This window comes from Chelatococcus sambhunathii, assembly GCF_001418005.1.
GTDB classification, from domain to species: domain Bacteria; phylum Pseudomonadota; class Alphaproteobacteria; order Rhizobiales; family Beijerinckiaceae; genus Chelatococcus_A; species Chelatococcus_A sambhunathii.
In genome coordinates this window covers 42,382-57,548 of the sequence record NZ_LIOL01000010.1, presented here as the reverse complement: position 1 = coordinate 57,548, position 15,167 = coordinate 42,382, and the positions used below count along the sequence as shown (strand labels likewise).

The 15,167-nt window shown below is 69.1% G+C and carries 6 protein-coding genes and 1 pseudogene; 4 read left to right on the top strand and 3 right to left on the bottom strand.

Going from position 1 to position 15,167, the window contains the following annotated elements:
* Positions 1 to 7: 7 nt before the first annotated feature.
* The 4 genes from tssF to ASC46_RS16810 all read left to right on the top strand — a co-directional run bounded on the left by tssF (position 8) and on the right by ASC46_RS16810 (position 7,638).
* A complete protein-coding gene (gene tssF / locus ASC46_RS16825; RefSeq protein ID WP_055460458.1) occupies positions 8 to 1,963 on the top strand; it encodes a type VI secretion system baseplate subunit TssF in 1,956 nt (651 codons plus the stop codon).
* 16 nt (positions 1,964 to 1,979) lie between these two features.
* On the top strand, positions 1,980 to 3,074 hold the full coding sequence (tssG, locus tag ASC46_RS16820) for a type VI secretion system baseplate subunit TssG (protein WP_082464884.1): 1,095 nt from the start codon (positions 1,980 to 1,982) through the stop codon (positions 3,072 to 3,074).
* A 14-nt stretch (positions 3,075 to 3,088) separates the two neighbouring features.
* Positions 3,089 to 5,755, top strand: coding sequence for a type VI secretion system ATPase TssH (tssH, locus tag ASC46_RS16815; protein WP_055460456.1), 2,667 nt, complete (start codon positions 3,089 to 3,091; stop codon positions 5,753 to 5,755).
* A 350-nt stretch (positions 5,756 to 6,105) separates the two neighbouring features.
* Entirely contained in the window at positions 6,106 to 7,638 is a 1,533-nt protein-coding gene (locus tag ASC46_RS16810) for a caspase family protein (protein WP_157672351.1), read from the top strand.
* A gap of 528 nt (positions 7,639 to 8,166) precedes the next feature.
* Here ASC46_RS16810 and ASC46_RS16800 read toward each other — a convergent pair.
* From ASC46_RS16800 to ASC46_RS16790, 3 genes and pseudogenes are all read right to left on the bottom strand, one after another.
* Positions 8,167 to 10,725, bottom strand: coding sequence for a caspase family protein (locus ASC46_RS16800; protein ID WP_055460454.1), 2,559 nt, complete (start codon positions 10,723 to 10,725; stop codon positions 8,167 to 8,169).
* A gap of 608 nt (positions 10,726 to 11,333) precedes the next feature.
* Positions 11,334 to 12,929, bottom strand: a pseudogene (locus tag ASC46_RS16795) (GMC family oxidoreductase); the annotation flags it as partial.
* A gap of 26 nt (positions 12,930 to 12,955) precedes the next feature.
* Positions 12,956 to 15,160, bottom strand: a complete 2,205-nt coding sequence (locus tag ASC46_RS16790; RefSeq protein WP_055460453.1) for an alpha-ketoacid dehydrogenase subunit alpha/beta — start codon at positions 15,158 to 15,160, stop codon at positions 12,956 to 12,958.
* Positions 15,161 to 15,167: the final 7 nt, after the last annotated feature.

The window sequence follows — 15,167 nt, the reverse complement described above, 5'->3', positions numbered from 1 at the left end:
ACTGCCGATGAACAGGGAGTTTCTCGCGCTCTACAATCGCGAGCTTCAGGTGCTCAGCGAGCATGCGCGCGAATTCGCCGAGGAATATCCCGGCATCGCCGAACGCCTCGGCGGGCTCGTCGCCGAGCGCATGGACCCGATGGTCGCGGGGCTCCTCGAAGGCGCCGCCTTCCTTGCTGCCCGCGTGCAGCTGAAACTCAAGCACGAGTTTCCCGAGTTCACCAACAACCTCATCGAGCAGCTCGTACCGAACTATCTTGCCCCGACGCCCTCTGCGATGCTGGCGAAGATCGTGCCGCCCTATTCCGACCCGGGCCTGCGTGACGGCAGCCGCATCCGCCGCGGCGCCTATCTCGATGCAACCTACCGCGAGCGCGACCGGCGCGTGACCTGCCGCTACCGGCTCGCCGCCGACGTAACGCTATGGCCCTTCGACGTGGCGGCGGCCGAATATATCGCCAATCCCGCGAGCCTTCAGGCGCTCGGCGCTGCCGGCGGGGCCGACGTGGCAGCAGGCCTGCGGCTCACCCTCTCCCACCGCCTTGCCGCGCGGCGCGAAGACGAGCCGGCCGACAAGGATGCCAAGGAGCCCACGGGCTGGTTCGCCGGCTGCCGCACGACGGATCTTCCCATCCACATCCTCGGCGCGGAGGCGGACGCGATCGCGCTCTACGAGCAGATCTTCGGCCACTGCACCGGGGTCTATTTCCGCTATCTCGACACCTATGGGGACCCCATCGTCATACCGATGCCGGCCGACATCCTCGAGGCGGTCGGCTTCGGCGAGGACGAGGCGCTCCTGCCTCAGGACAAGCGGATCTTCCGCGGCTTCGAGCTGCTGCGCGAATATTTCCTCTTCCCCCGCAAGTTTCTCGGCTTCCGAGTGAAGCGGCTCACCGAGGTGCTGCCGCAGGTCAAGGCCAGGTCGCTCGACCTCCTCCTGGCCTTCGACGAGGCGCACACGCGCCTTCCGGCGGCGGTGGAGCCGGGCATGTTCGCCCTCTATGCGGTGCCGGCGATCAACCTGTTCGAGAAGACGACGGAGCGCATTCCCGTCCGGCCGAACCAGCATGAATATCACGTCGTGCCGGACCGAAGCCGCAACCTCGACTATGAGCCGCACCGCATCCTGGAGGTGCATGCCCATTACACGGGCGGGCGCGAGAAGGTGCCGGTGCGGCCGCTCTATTCTGCCGCCGCGGCCAGCCATCCCGGCGGCCCCTTCTACACCATCCGCCGGCTGCCACGTCGCCGCTCCGCCGAAGAGCGCCGCTGGGGCGCACCATCCGACTACACGGGCACAGACGTCTTCATCACGCTCGGCGAGCCGGCCGGAACAGGCGACGGGGAGAGCATCGCCGAGCTCAGCGTGCGGGCCCTGTGCTCCAACCGCCACCTGCCGGAGCATTTGCCCATCGGCGAAGGCGGGGCGGACTTCCGGCTCATCGACAACGTGGCACTCGACGTCTTCTGCATCGCCGGACCGACGCCGCCGCGTGAGCCCGTCGTTTCCTACCGGCAGAGCCGCGGCGAGAACGCCTCGACCGGCACGGTCGCCTGGCGGCTTATCGACATGCTCAGCCTCAACCATCTTGGTCTCGTCCGCCACGGCGCAGGCCAGAATGCGGAGGCACTGCGCGAGATCCTGTCGCTCTTCGCGGATCTTTCCGACAGCACCACCGAGCGCAGGCTGCGCGGCATCCGTTCGCTGACCAGCCGGCCGGTTGTGCGACGGCTGCGCGCGCGCGCCGGCACCGGTGCCGCACGCGGGCTCGAAATCACGGTCACGCTCGACGAGAAGGCCTTCGAAGGCAGCGGCGCCTTCCTGCTCGGCACGGTGCTCGACCGTTTCTTTACCGAATATGTCACGCTCAACCATTTCACCGAGACGGTGATCTTCTCGACAGAGCGCGGCGAGATCCTGCGCGGGCCGCCGCGCGCCGGATCGAGGACGCTGATGTGACCGCCGGGGGCCCGCCGTGAACGAGAACCCGCGCACCGCAATGGCCGATGCCGTCGAACTGTCGGCCGCAGAAAACAGCCGCGCGGCTCAGGACCGTTTTCTCGACGCTCTTCGGCGCGAGCCCTGGCGCTTCGACTTCTTTACGGTCCTGCGCCATCTCGAGCGCAACCATCCCGAGTGCCCGCGCATCGGCGACAGCGCCACCCGCCGCGACGACTACGTTGCGCTCGGAGAGGATCCCTACCTCGACTTCCCCGCCTCGACGCTCGCCCGCGCCGACCGCGACAGCCGCGAGCGTGTCCGGCTCTTCGTGAAGTTCCTCGGCCTGCTCGGCCCGCAGGGCGCCCTGCCGCTTGCCACGACCGAGGAGGCGCACGCCTGGCACCTGGCGCATGACGACGCCTTTCCGCGATTCCTCGACATCCTCAACCACCGCTTTCTGCAGCTCTTCTTCCGTGCCTGGGCCGATGCGCGGCCCATCGCCCAGCACGACCGGCCCGACCTCGACCGTTTCGGCGCCTATATCGGCGCGGCCGTCGGCATCGCCTCCCCGCATATGCGCGGGCGCGACACGGTGCCGGATGCCGAGAAGCTCGCCTTCGCCGGGCTCCTTGCGCCCCAGGCGCGCTCGGCTTCGCGGCTGCGCAGCTTCCTCGCCGGCCTCTTCGACATCGATGTGGAGATCGAAGAATTTGTCGGCTCGCGCCTCGTCTTCCAGAAAGATGAGCGCACGCATCTTGGCCGGCAACACTGCGGCCTCGGCATCGATGTACTCGTGGGCGCCAGCGTCTTCAGCGTCGAGGACAAGTTCCGCGTCCACCTTTTCACGGACAGCCTTGCCGACTATCGCCGCTTCCTGCCCGGTGGCGACCGCTCGGCCATGCTGGCGGATGCGGTTTTCCACGTCCTCGGCGACATGCTCGACTGGGACGTGGAACTCGCCCTGCCCGCCGGCCGCGTCGAGCCCGTACGTCTCGGCCGCTCCGGCGAACTCGGCTGGACGAGCTGGATGGCTCCAAATTGGGCGGCGACCGACGAAACGGTGCGGCGGGATGCGCGCTTCCACCCCGCCGAGCGTCTGCGGCGCGCCCGCAACATCAACGCCCGATAGCAAGGGGGCGCCCCATGGCCGACATTTCGCTCGAAGCAGTCACCGGCAAGCTGAACCGCGTTGGATACGAGACCTTCATCCAGGCCCTCCGCCAGGCCAAGGGCGCCGGAAACCGCCATGTCGAACTGGCGCACTGGCTCTTCCACATCCTGCAGCACGACGCGGCCGACATCACCCTGACCATCGACCATTTCGGCCTTGAACGGGGCCGGCTGCTCGCCGACATCGGCCATGTCGTCGAAGGCTTCGCCAAGAACGAAACCGAGATGCCGGGCGTGTCCAACGCCGTCATCGATGCGCTCGACCGCGGCTGGCACTATGCCACCCTCTTCTTCGGCGAGACACAGATCCGCACGGGCCATATCCTCGTCGGCGCGCTGAAGTCGCTCGAACTGCGCCGCGCCCTGACGAGCGCCTCGCGCGAGTTCGGCAAGATCCCGGTCGATCAGCTGGCGAGCGAATATCGGGCCATCTGGGCCAGCTCCGAGGAGGAGAACCTGCGCCCGCTCGACGGCGCGGGCCTCAGGGCCGCCGGTACGCCGGGGGCGGAAGCCGTGGCGGAGCAGGCCGGCACCACGGCGCTCGACCGCTTCTCGCACGACCTCACGGCGAAAGCGCGCGCGGGGGAGATGGACCCGATCGTCGGCCGCGACGAAGAGATCCGCCAGATCGTCGACGTGCTCATGCGCCGGCGCCAGAACAACCCGATCCTCACCGGCGAGGCCGGCGTCGGCAAGACGGCGGTGGTCGAGGGCTTCGCCCAGCGCATCGCCGCCGACGACGTGCCGCCGCCCTTGCGCGGCGTGCGCCTGTGCGCCCTCGACATCGGCCTGATGCAGGCCGGCGCCTCCATGAAGGGGGAATTCGAGCAGCGCCTGCGCTCGGTCATCGACGAGGTGCAGAGTTCACCGCAGCCCATCATCCTCTTCATCGACGAGGCGCACACCCTCATCGGTGCCGGTGGCGCGGCCGGCACGGGCGATGCCGCCAATCTGCTGAAGCCCGCCTTGGCCCGCGGCACGCTGCGCACCATCGCGGCGACGACCTGGGCGGAGTATCGGCAATACTTCGAAAAGGATCCGGCGCTGACCCGCCGTTTCCAGCCGATCCAGATCGACGAGCCCGACGTTCAGCGCTGCTGCGACATGCTGCGCGGCATCCTCGCCCCCATGGAGAAGCATCACGGCGTGCGCATCTCGGACGCGGCCATCGTCGCCGCCGTCGAGCTGTCGCATCGCTACATCCCCGCCCGGCAATTGCCGGACAAGGCCGTGAGCCTGCTCGACACGGCCTCGGCCCGCGTCGCCATCAGCCAGACCACGACACCCGCGACGATCGAGGACACGCGCGTTGCCATCGCTGCGCGCGAGAAGGAGAAGGCCGGGCTCGTCGCTGAGCGCGACCTCGGCAGCGCCGATGAGGACCGCATCGCCGCGATTGACACCGAGATCGGCACGCTCACCGAAAAGCTCGCCCGTCTCGAGGAGGAATGGCAGGCAGAACAGGCGATCATCGCCGAAATCCACGCCCTGCGCGACAAGCTCGCCGCGCCGAAGGGAGAGGGGGAAACGGAGGCCGAGACAGAGCCCGAGGCCGAGGCGACGCGCGCGATGCTCAAGGAGAAATTCGCCGCGCTCGATGCGATGGAAGCCGAGGCGCGCAAGATCTACGCCCATGTCGACGAGGCGGCCGTCGCCTCCGTCGTCTCGGACTGGACGGGCATACCCGTCGGCCGCATGGTGCGCGACGAGATCGAGACCGTGCTGGCGCTGCCGGACATCCTCAACCGGCGCGTCATCGGCCAGTCACACGGGCTCGAGATCATCGCCAAGCGTATCGAGACCAGCCGCGCGCGGCTCGACAACCCGAACAAGCCCATCGGCGTCTTCATGCTCTGCGGCCCCTCGGGCGTCGGCAAGACGGAGACGGCGCTGGCGCTCGCCGAGGCGCTCTACGGCGGCGAGCAGAACGTCATCACCATCAACATGTCGGAGTTCCAGGAAGCGCACACGGTCTCGACGCTGAAGGGCGCGCCGCCCGGCTATGTCGGCTATGGCGAGGGCGGGCGGCTGACGGAGGCCGTGCGGCGCAAGCCCTATAGCGTCATCCTGCTCGACGAGGTCGAAAAGGCCCACCCGGACGTGCACGAAATCTTCTTCCAGGTCTTCGACAAGGGCCAGATGGAGGATGGCACCGGCCGGCGCATCGACTTCCGCAACACCCTCATCCTCCTCACCTCCAACGTCGGCACGGATGTCATCATGGAGCTCGGGCAGGACGCGGCCTATGCGGGCGATCCGGAAACGCTCGCCGCCGCCCTCAGGCCGGAGCTGCTGCGCGTGTTCCCGGCGGCGCTGCTCGGCCGCATCGTTATCATTCCCTACCTGCCGTTGTCGCAGGAGGTGCTCGCCGGCATCGTGCGCCTGCAGCTCGGCCGCATCGCGCGGCGCATCGACGAGGCCCACGGCGCCACCTTCATCTACGACGATGAGGTGGTGGACCATATCGTCGCTTTGTGCCGCGACCCGGAATCCGGCGGGCGCATGATCGACAACGTCATCACCAACACGCTGCTGCCCGCCCTCTCGCGCGAGTTCCTGAAGCGTTCCCTTGGCAAGGGAGCGGTCGCGGAGGCGCGGGTCTTCATCGAAGAAGGCACCTTCGCCTATGCTTGGCGCTGATGAACGAGCAAAAGAAAACCCTCCGCCATGTGCGGCGGAGGGGTGAAAGTCGTGTCTTCTGGTCGAGACAGGCGTAGAATGCCTGACGAAGAGACCGGCAGCGGTGCGCAACAGCACGATGAGGGCTGATGGCACGGGAAGCCGGCGGGAACGGTCGGCGGGCCGGCATGTGCGCCGCCTCACGGCAGCTGGCGAAAGACCCGCCTAACGTCGGACTGCACCGGCAGGCAGGCGCGGCAGCCTGCGCGGCGAAATCGCCCGGAAGAGACGAGGCCGACAGCCTGCCGCCTGTGAAGAGATGCCCGGTGCGCGCGCGAGACGCCGTCTCGCAGGCTGAGGAGGGTATTTCCATGACCAGTCCAGCCGTGGCTCCCCGGCCGATGCGGCCGGGCCATCTCATGAACTGGCTTGCCGCCGCCGTCGTTGCAGTCATCCTCACCCCATGGCCGGCGGAAGCCGCCAAGCGCGTCGCACTCGTCGTCGGCAATGCGTCCTACGAGGCGATCCCCGCGCTGCCGAACCCGATGCGGGACGCGGCGGCGACGCGCGATGCCCTGACGGAGGCGGGCTTCGACGTCGTCCATCTCGCTGACGCCACCCTGCCCGCCTTCCAGGCGACGCTCGATGCCTTCGCCAAGAAGGTCGAGGCGGCGGGCGAGGATGCGGCAGCCGTCGTTTTCTACGCCGGCCATGCCGTCCAGCTTGCCGGAACGAACTACCTCTTGCCAATTGACGTCAAGCCCCGCACCGATGCCGACGTGCCCGGCCAGTCGGTCTCGCTCACCGACATCCTGAAGCGCCTCGACGCCACGAAAGCGCGCACCAAGATCGTCATCCTCGATTCCTGCCGCGACAATCCCTTCGTCAACCCGGCCGGGGCGCGCGGCCTCGCGCTGACGCTCCTCGATGGCGCCGACGCCACCCTGCGGGGCGAGACAGGTCTCGCGCGCATCGAATCGAAGGGTGGCACCCTCGTGGCCTTCTCGACCTCCCCGGGCGCGACGGCGGCCGACGGCAGCGGCGAGCACAGCCCCTTCGCCGCCGCCTTCCTCAAGCTGGTGCGCGAGCCGGGCCTGCCGGTGGAGCAGCTGTTCCGCCAGGTGCGCCTCGCCGTCTACGAGACCACCGGCGGCCAGCAGACGCCCTGGGAAACCTCGTCGCTGACGACGCCATTCAGCTTTTTCGAAGGATCGCTGCAGACGGCGGCGGACACGGTCGAGACCACCGGCTCGACGGGCCCTGCCCACGTCACGACCGCCTCGCTCGGCGGGCACACCGCGGCGGAGGCCTTCCGCACCGCCCTCTACTGGGACACGCCGGACGCCTACCGCCTGTTCCTCGCCGCCCATCCCGACGACGTGCTGGCGCTGCGCGTGCACCGCATCCTGACGCTGCGGCAGGAGGAGATGGCCTGGGCCGAGGCCGTGCGCGACGGCACCAAGGACGCCTTCGCCCTCTATCTGCGCCTCTTCCCCGGCTCCTCGCACGCCGAGGCGGCCACGCGTCTCGCCGCCACCGCGCCGGAACGCGCAAGGCTGCAGCTGGCGGCCGTATGTCCCGCGCCGGCACCCGCGCTCAAGCCCACGAAGACCAAGACGACGCCCGCGCCGGCACCGAAGAAGACGCAGAAGGCCACGACCAAGCCGCGCCGCACGCCGGTCGACGACTACGCCGAGCCCGTATGGGTCGAGCGGCCCGTGCGCAGCTATGACCCCGGCCCGGCCATCGCGGTCGACATCATCGGCGGCGCCATCCTCGGCGGCATGGGCCGTCCGCGTCCCCCGCGCATGCGCGGCGACGACGGCGGCTATCGCCCGATGCCGCGCCAGCCGATGCCGCAGCGCCAGCCCATGCCGACTTCGCCGAGTTACGGGTATCGGTAGGAGCAGGTTACGCCGGGCCCTGCCATGAGGGCCCGGCGTCAGCGGCCGGCAACGGCTTATCAGGCGAGCTGGAGCGCCCGCCTATACCTCAAGGCCGTCATGCCCGCGCTCGTCGCGGGCATCCACGACGTGGAAACAGTACGCAGGCTCCAAGACGTGGATGGCCGGGACAAGCCCGGCCAGGACGCGATACGCGTAACTTTATTGTTCCGCCTGCCAAGATCGTGCTGACGGGACATTAACCCCAGCCACCACCGCCGCCACCACCGCCACCACCATTACCACCGTTGCCGGAATCGGGTGGTGGGAAGTACTGGGGCCTAGGTGCGGCGGCTGGTACGACCCGAGCCCTAGTAGGCGTTCCACGCGGTGCCGCCGTCGTCGTGCGGGAGGTGCGGGGCTCCATCGCCGTGTCATAGGGGCGTGGCTGCGTCATGCACCCCTGAAGGGAGGTTGCGCCGATCAGCAATAACGCCGCCACAGCGACGCTCGTCGGGGCACCGTGGGACATCTGCGTCTTCCTTTCCGTCAGAAGAGATCGACCCGGGGATTGCGTTGCTGCCAGGCGTCGCGGGCGAGCGCGACGAGGGTGTCGTCGAGTGCGCCGCCACCTGCGTCGAAGCTGCGCCCGAGCTGGCGGGCGAATTCGCGGGCGGCGGCCGTCTTGGCCTCGGCGGGAAGCTGCGTGAGGCGCTCCCGCGCCGCCGTATTGCCGTTGGTGCGGTCGAGCGCCACGGCGAGGGCGAAGAACTGCGCGGCGATCTGCCGGTCGCGGGGCGTCGGCTTGGCCAGAACGAGCTCGCCCCGGGCCGATGCGCCCCAGGTGTCGCCCCGCTCGGCGGCCTGCTCGAACCAGCGCGCCGCCGCCGCCGCATCCCGCTTCACGAAGATGCCATCGCGGTACATGCGGCCGATGTTGTAGGGGGCGGCCGGATGCCCGTCCTTGGCGGCGGCCGTGAAGAAATCGTAGGCCCGCTTCGGGTCCTTCGGCACGCCAGTGCCGCCGAGATAGGCAAGGCCGAGATTGTTGAAGGAATAGATGTCCTTGCGCGCCGCCCCGGCACGGTAGAACGCGACGCCCCGGCCCTCGTCCGGCGATATGTTGCGGCCGTAGAGGAAGATGGCGCCGAGCTCGTTCATGGCATAGGTGTGGCCCATCTCGGCTGCCCTGAGCAGCATCGCAAGGCCACCCGGCACATCCTGCGGCAGGCCGCGGCCGTAGAAGAGCGCCCGGCCGTAATTGTAGACGCTGTAGGGGTCTCCCAGGTCGGCGCCGCGCTTGTAGTAGTCGTTCGCCCTGGCCCGATCCATCGGCCGGCCGGCATTGACCGTGTAGAGATAGCCGAGCTGGTAGAGCGCGCGCACATGGCCGCGCGCCGCGCTCTCCTCGAAGCTCGCCCAGGCCGCGTCGCGCTCGCGGCTCGCCAATTGGGCGCGGCCGAGCTGGTAGAGGAAGCGCGTGACCTGCGGATAGTCGCGGCGCGCCTCGTTGCAGGCGGCGAGTGCCTTCGGCCCGTCGATCTCGTTGGGCAGGACGCCGGCCGTAACGCCGGCAAGGTCGAGCGGCTCGCCGGCCAGCACGTCGCAGGCGTGCAGCACGGGCTCGACGGCGACCTTCGCCACCAGGGGCGCGCGTCCCGCCGCCCTCGGCAGGCCGAGCGTCAGCGAAAAGGCCTGGGCCTGCGTGCCGATCTGCGGCTCGTAGGCGAGGCGGGCGAGGCTCGAAGCGCCGATGCGTGCCCCGGCGAGCACCGTCTTACCGTCGAGCCGCAACACACCCTTGGGCGGAATGGCATCGACCGAGACGATGGGCTCGCCCGCACCGGCCGGTGCCTCGAAAGCGGGAAAGCCGAGCGGCACGGGGCCGACGCCGATGGGCACGCGCGCCTTGTGCGCCGCGAGGCGCTTGGCGAAGCGCTCCATCACGGCGCCGTCTTCGGCCTCGGCGGAGCGGGTCGGCCCGGTTTTCGTATCGCGCGCTCCGGCCTGCGCGACGGTCGCGTCCGTCACGGTGAGCGCAACGAGCCCGCGGCTCGACTGCTCGAAGCGGTTGGATACCGTGTAGCCCAGAATGCCGACAAAACCGGGCGCGACCCCCTCGCTGCGGTAGACGATCCGCCCGAGAGCCGAGGCCGGATAGGGCTCAGCAGCGGCGACGGGCACGCCGTCGAGCAGGATCCGGCCCTGCTCCGGCAAAAGGTCGAAGGAAACCTTGAGGTCCGCCTCCTGGTAGGTCTGCGGCTCGGGGATGCCCACGCGGATGGTGCTGCCGGCGGCAACCTGGACGTGCTGCATCGGCGCAACCACCGGTGCCACGTCGCGCGAGATGAAATAGAACGGGTCGGTCAGCGAGGAATTCTCCCAAGGCACCTGCCGGCCGCCGGTCGCCTTGATGACATCGCGGCGCACGTCCGTGAGGAGCGAGCGGATTTCCTGGTTGGGCGTCAGAGCCCGGGAGGTGAAGGCCTGCGTGAAGGGGCTGAGCGGCCCCTCGCCATCATAGGAGACGTTGCCGGGCTCAGTGGAGAACGAGATGAGAGTGCCGATGCCCGGGCGAATGTCCGCAAGGCCCTGGCGCTGTTCCACCGGACGCAGCTTCTCCGCTACCCAGTAGCGCTCGGCCCGGAAGGGATTGTTGCGGCAGGCATCCAGAAAGACGATCTGCGTCTTCGCCGTACGCCGCATCTGGTCGAGGATCGCCTCAAGATCGACGGTCTGGATCTCCACGTCATAGGCCGTCGATAGGGTGGCATCGGTCGGTACCACATAGTTGCGGCCCGACAGCTGCACCGCATGGCCCGAATAGTAGAAGAGCCCGACATCCGCCCCGTTGAGAGAGCGGAAGAAGCGCTTGATGCTCTCCTCCAGCGCCAACCGGTCCTGGTCGATACCGGCGATGACATCGAAGCCTGCGCGCCGCAGCGTCGTCGTCACCTCCTCGACCTCGTTGGCCGGGTTCTTCAGCGCCGGCAGGGTGTCATAGCGTGCATTGCCGATGACGAGCGCGACGCGGCGGGTATCGGCCTGCGCCGGAAGGGCTAGAACGCCAGCGGCAAGGACGAAAAGAAAGGCACCGAGGAAAGTCACGAAACGGACCGGCCCGGAGCGACGAGGGCACCATGACGATCCGGCGAAAGGCAACGAGAGAATGCTTGCGATCACCGCAGCCCCCTTCTCATCGTGTGCCAATTCTACTCGCACGGGGTGAAGGAGGAAAGCGCGTTGCCGCACAGACAGGCGCGCCGGTCAGCTTCCGTCGCGGCGTTCCTGGCTCTGCTGCCACTGACGCCAGGCCGCATAGAGGTCCGGACGCCCGTCGAGGCGGATGGGATCGTGGCTGATGGTCATCGACTGCGCGGCGAAGGGCCCGCAAGATCGGCTTCGATCGCCGCAGTCGACAGACCGTGGAGCGCGGCATCCTCGTTCGTATAGGCATAGACGACCGCACCGACGCCGGATGGGCGCATGGTGGCGAGGCACATCGGGCAGGAATGGCCGCCTTCCCTCACGGCGACGGCACCGAAGGGCCATCCGCCTTTGACGACATTCGCATAGGCGAGATCGACCGCCTCGCAGAGGAGCGCCCGGGCGGCATGTCATGCTCCCCGGCCATGGCCAGCGTTTTCCTCGGTCGGCCCCGCCGGGATTCTGGACACCATCGCCGGTGTGCTGAAACCACTACCCACGTCCCAATGTTGCGCCGCATCCGCAAGGATGAGATCCGCCCCCTTCTCGGCGATCATGAAGACCGCCGCCTGGGTGTTGGCGGAGACGATCGTCGGCATGATGGAGGCGTCGACGACGCGCAGCCCCTGGAGACCGCGCACCCTGAGACGCGGATCGACGACCGCCTGCTCGTCCGTGCCCATCCGGCAGGTGCCGCAGGCGTGATAGATCGTCTGGCCGTTGCTGCGCGCGAAATCGAGCCAGTCGTCATAGTTGCGGCAGTCGGGCCCGGGGCTCATCTCGTGGGCGCGGAAGGCGTCCATGGCCGGCTGCTCGACGATGCGGCGCGCGATGCGCATGCCCTCCACCATGCAGTCGCGGTCGACCTGCGCGGCGAGGAAATTCGGCCGGATCACGGGCGGCGCGAGCGGATCCGGCGAGCGGGCGTGGATGCTGCCGCGCGATTCCGGCCGCAGCTGCGTGACGCCGATGGTCATGCCCGGCTCGCGGTCGAGCCTGCGCTCGGCCGCATTGGCATAGCTCGCGTGCATGAAGAAATACTGGATGTCGGGCCCGGCAAGCTCCGGCCGCGTCCTGACGAAGCCGTGCGCAAGGCCGGTGCCGAGCGTCAGGATGCCCTTTCGCGTCAGGAAATATTGCGCGACGGCGAGCGCGAGGCGGTAGCCGCGTGTCGCCTCGTTGAGTGTCACCTTCTGCTTCACGCGCCAGTTCATGCGCGTGCAGAAGTGGTCCATGTAGTTCGCGCCAACCCCGGCGAGCGCGTGCCGCACCGGCAGGCCGAGCCCGGTGAGCACCGTCGGATCGCCGACGCCCGAGAGCTCGAGCAGCTGCGGCGTCTGCACGGCGCCGGCGGCGAGGATGACCTCGCCGCGCGCCTTGACGCTGACGTCACGGCCACCGCTGCGATAGGTGACGCCGGTGGCGCGGCGGCCGTCGAAATCCACGCTGAGCACGTGCGCATGGGTGCGGACGGCAAGGTTCGGCCGGCCGCGGGCCGGGCGTAAATAGGCATCGGCCGCGCTGACCCGGCGGCCATTCCGCTGGTTCACCTGGTAATAGCCGAAGCCCTCCTGGTCACGGCCGTTATAGTCGCGGTTGCGCGGAAAGCCGGCTTCCCCCGCCGCCGCGATGAAGGCCTCGGCCAGCGCTGGACGCTCGGTCACTGTCGTGACGGCGAGCGGGCCATCCCGGCCGCGAGTCTCGTCCGCTGCACCGTCGAAAGCCTCCAGCTTGCGGAAATAGGGCAGGACATCGTCGAAGGCCCAGCCGGTGCAGCCCATCTGCGCCCAGGTGTCGTAGTCCTGCGGCTGGCCGCGCACGTAGATCATGCCGTTGATGAGCGTGGAGCCGCCGAGCCCCTTGCCGCGCGGGATGGCGATGGAGCGGCCCTTGACGCCGTCCTCCGGCTCGGTGGCGAAGCGCCAGTTGTAGACGTCATTGACGAGAAGCTTGCTGAAGCCGGCGGGGATCGGGATCCAGAAGCCGCTGTCACGCCCGCCCGCCTCGAGGAGCAGTACGCTATGCCGCCCTCCAGCACTCAGCCGCTCGGCGAGGACGCAGCCGGCATTGCCGCCGCCGACGATGACGAAATCGAAGCTCTCCATGCTGTCTGCGGCTGTCCTGCCCGCCATCACACCAGCGCCCCCAGCGCCGCCGCATCGAGCGGCCTTCCCTTCTCGGCCATCGTCAGCGCAAGGCCTGCGGCAATCTCGGCCGGCCCGGCGAAGGCGGCACGCTCCAGCACCCTGGAGATGGTGGGCGAGGCCTCGCGCCCGTGCACCCGCTGCACCGGCTGGTCCAGCCAGTCGAGATAGCGGCGCTGAATCTCGTCAGCGAGCATGCCGCCGTAGGACGTGCCGCGCGCACCCTGCTCGACGATGAGAACGTTGTGCGTGCGGCGGATGCTGTCGCCGATCGTCTCCCAGTCGAGGCTCAAGCGGTCGAGCGTGCGCAGGTCGATGACCTCCGCGTCGACGCCGAGCGCGTCCACCGTCTCCAGCGTGCGGTGCACCATGGCGGAATAGGTGAGCACCGTCATCTCCGCGCCCGGCCGCACGATGCGCGCCCGGCCGAGGGGGACGAGATAGTCGAGATCGTCCGCCGGCACCTCGCCCGTCATCTGGTAGAGATCGACGTGCTCGATGACGAGGACGGGATCGCGGCAGAGAAGCGCCGCGTTCATCAGCCCCACGTAGTCGAAGGGCGTCGACGGCGCCACGATGCGCCAGCCGGGCGCGGTGGCGAAGACGCCGGCGGGATCGAGCGAATGCTGGGAGCCATAGCCGGTGCCCATGGCAATCTTGGTGCGCAGGACGAGCGGCACGTCGGTGTCGTCCCCGAACATGTGGCGCGCCTTGCCGATCTGGTTGAACACCTGGTCGGCCGCGACCCACATGAAGTCGGGATACATGAACTCGACGATCGGCCGGTAGCGCCCGTCGATGGCGAGCCCGCCGGCAAGGCCGGTGAAGGCACCCTCGCTGATGGGCGTGCCGAGCACGCGGCCGGGATGGGCATCGGCGAGGCCGCGCGTCGCCCCGTTGGTGCCACCCTTGAGGCGATGCACGTCCTCACCCATGAGGACGAGCGAGGGATCGGTGGCGAAACGGCGGTTGAGCAGGTCGGCGATGGCATCGACGAAGCGGCGCTCGGCCATGGCAAGGCCACGCGCCTCCTCCTCGGCGCGGCGCCCGGGCGGGTGGGCCGGCAAGGGCGCACGGATGCCGACGTCGACGAAGGCCTTGTCCGGCCACAGGCCGGGGCGGATGCGCCGGCGATTGCCCTCCGGCTCGACGAGACGCCCGGCGATGTCGCGCATCAGCGCCTCGCAACGGTCCCTGAGATCGGCGACGGCCGCTTCGTCGATGAGCTTGCGGCGGATCATCTCGTCGGCGGTGCGCTTGAGCGGATCGCGCGCGCGCCACGCCGCCTCCTCCTCCTTCGGCCGATAGCCGAAGGCCGAGCCCGGGAAGGGTCCATTCTGGTGGAAATAGCGGTAGACCTCGACCTCGATGAGCGCTGGGCCGCGTCCCGCGCGCAGCAGCGCCGCTGCCTCCTCGGTGGCGAGGTGGACCGCGAGCGGGTCCATGCCGTCGACGCGCCAGGCGGGAATGCCGAAGCCCGGCGCGCGGCCGGAGAGGCGCGCCTCGCGCGTCACCTCGTCGACACGGGTGGCGACGGCATAGAAATTGTTCTCGACGAAGAAGAGGAGCGGCAGCGACCAGGCGGCGGCGAGGTTCATGGTCTCCAGCGTCGCGCCGATGTTCATGGCCCCGTCGCCGAAGCAGGTGACGGCGATGTCGCCGGTCCCGGCGAGCTTGTGGGCCATGGCGGCACCGGCCGCGAGCGGCACCCCGCCGCCGACGATGGCATTGGTGCCAAGGGCCCCGGCCTCGGCCCAGCGCAAGTGCATCGAGCCCCCGCGCCCGTGGCCGAAGCCGGGCTCGAGCCCAAGGATTTCCGCCAGCGTGCGGTAGAGAACCCGGTCGACCGTCTCCGGGAGGGCGCCCGTCGGATCGAGCCCCGGCGCCGCATAAGCGAGCGCCTTGGCGAGGAACTGGTGATGCCCGCGATGCGAGCCATTGATCTGATCGCTCGGCCGCAGGCCGACGATGGAGCCGACTGCCCCGCCCTCTTGGCCGATGGAGGAGTGCGCCGGCCCGTGCACCAGCCCTTCGCCCGCGAGCACCAGCACCTCCTCCTCGAAGGCGCGAATGAGATGCATCTGCGCCAGCATCGTCCCGAGGAGAGCCGGATCGGCCGCATCCCAGTCCTCCGGACCGGTGGCGAGCCTCGTCCAGGGCGCTACTGCGGACAATGTCGTGCGGGTGACCATGGCAGCC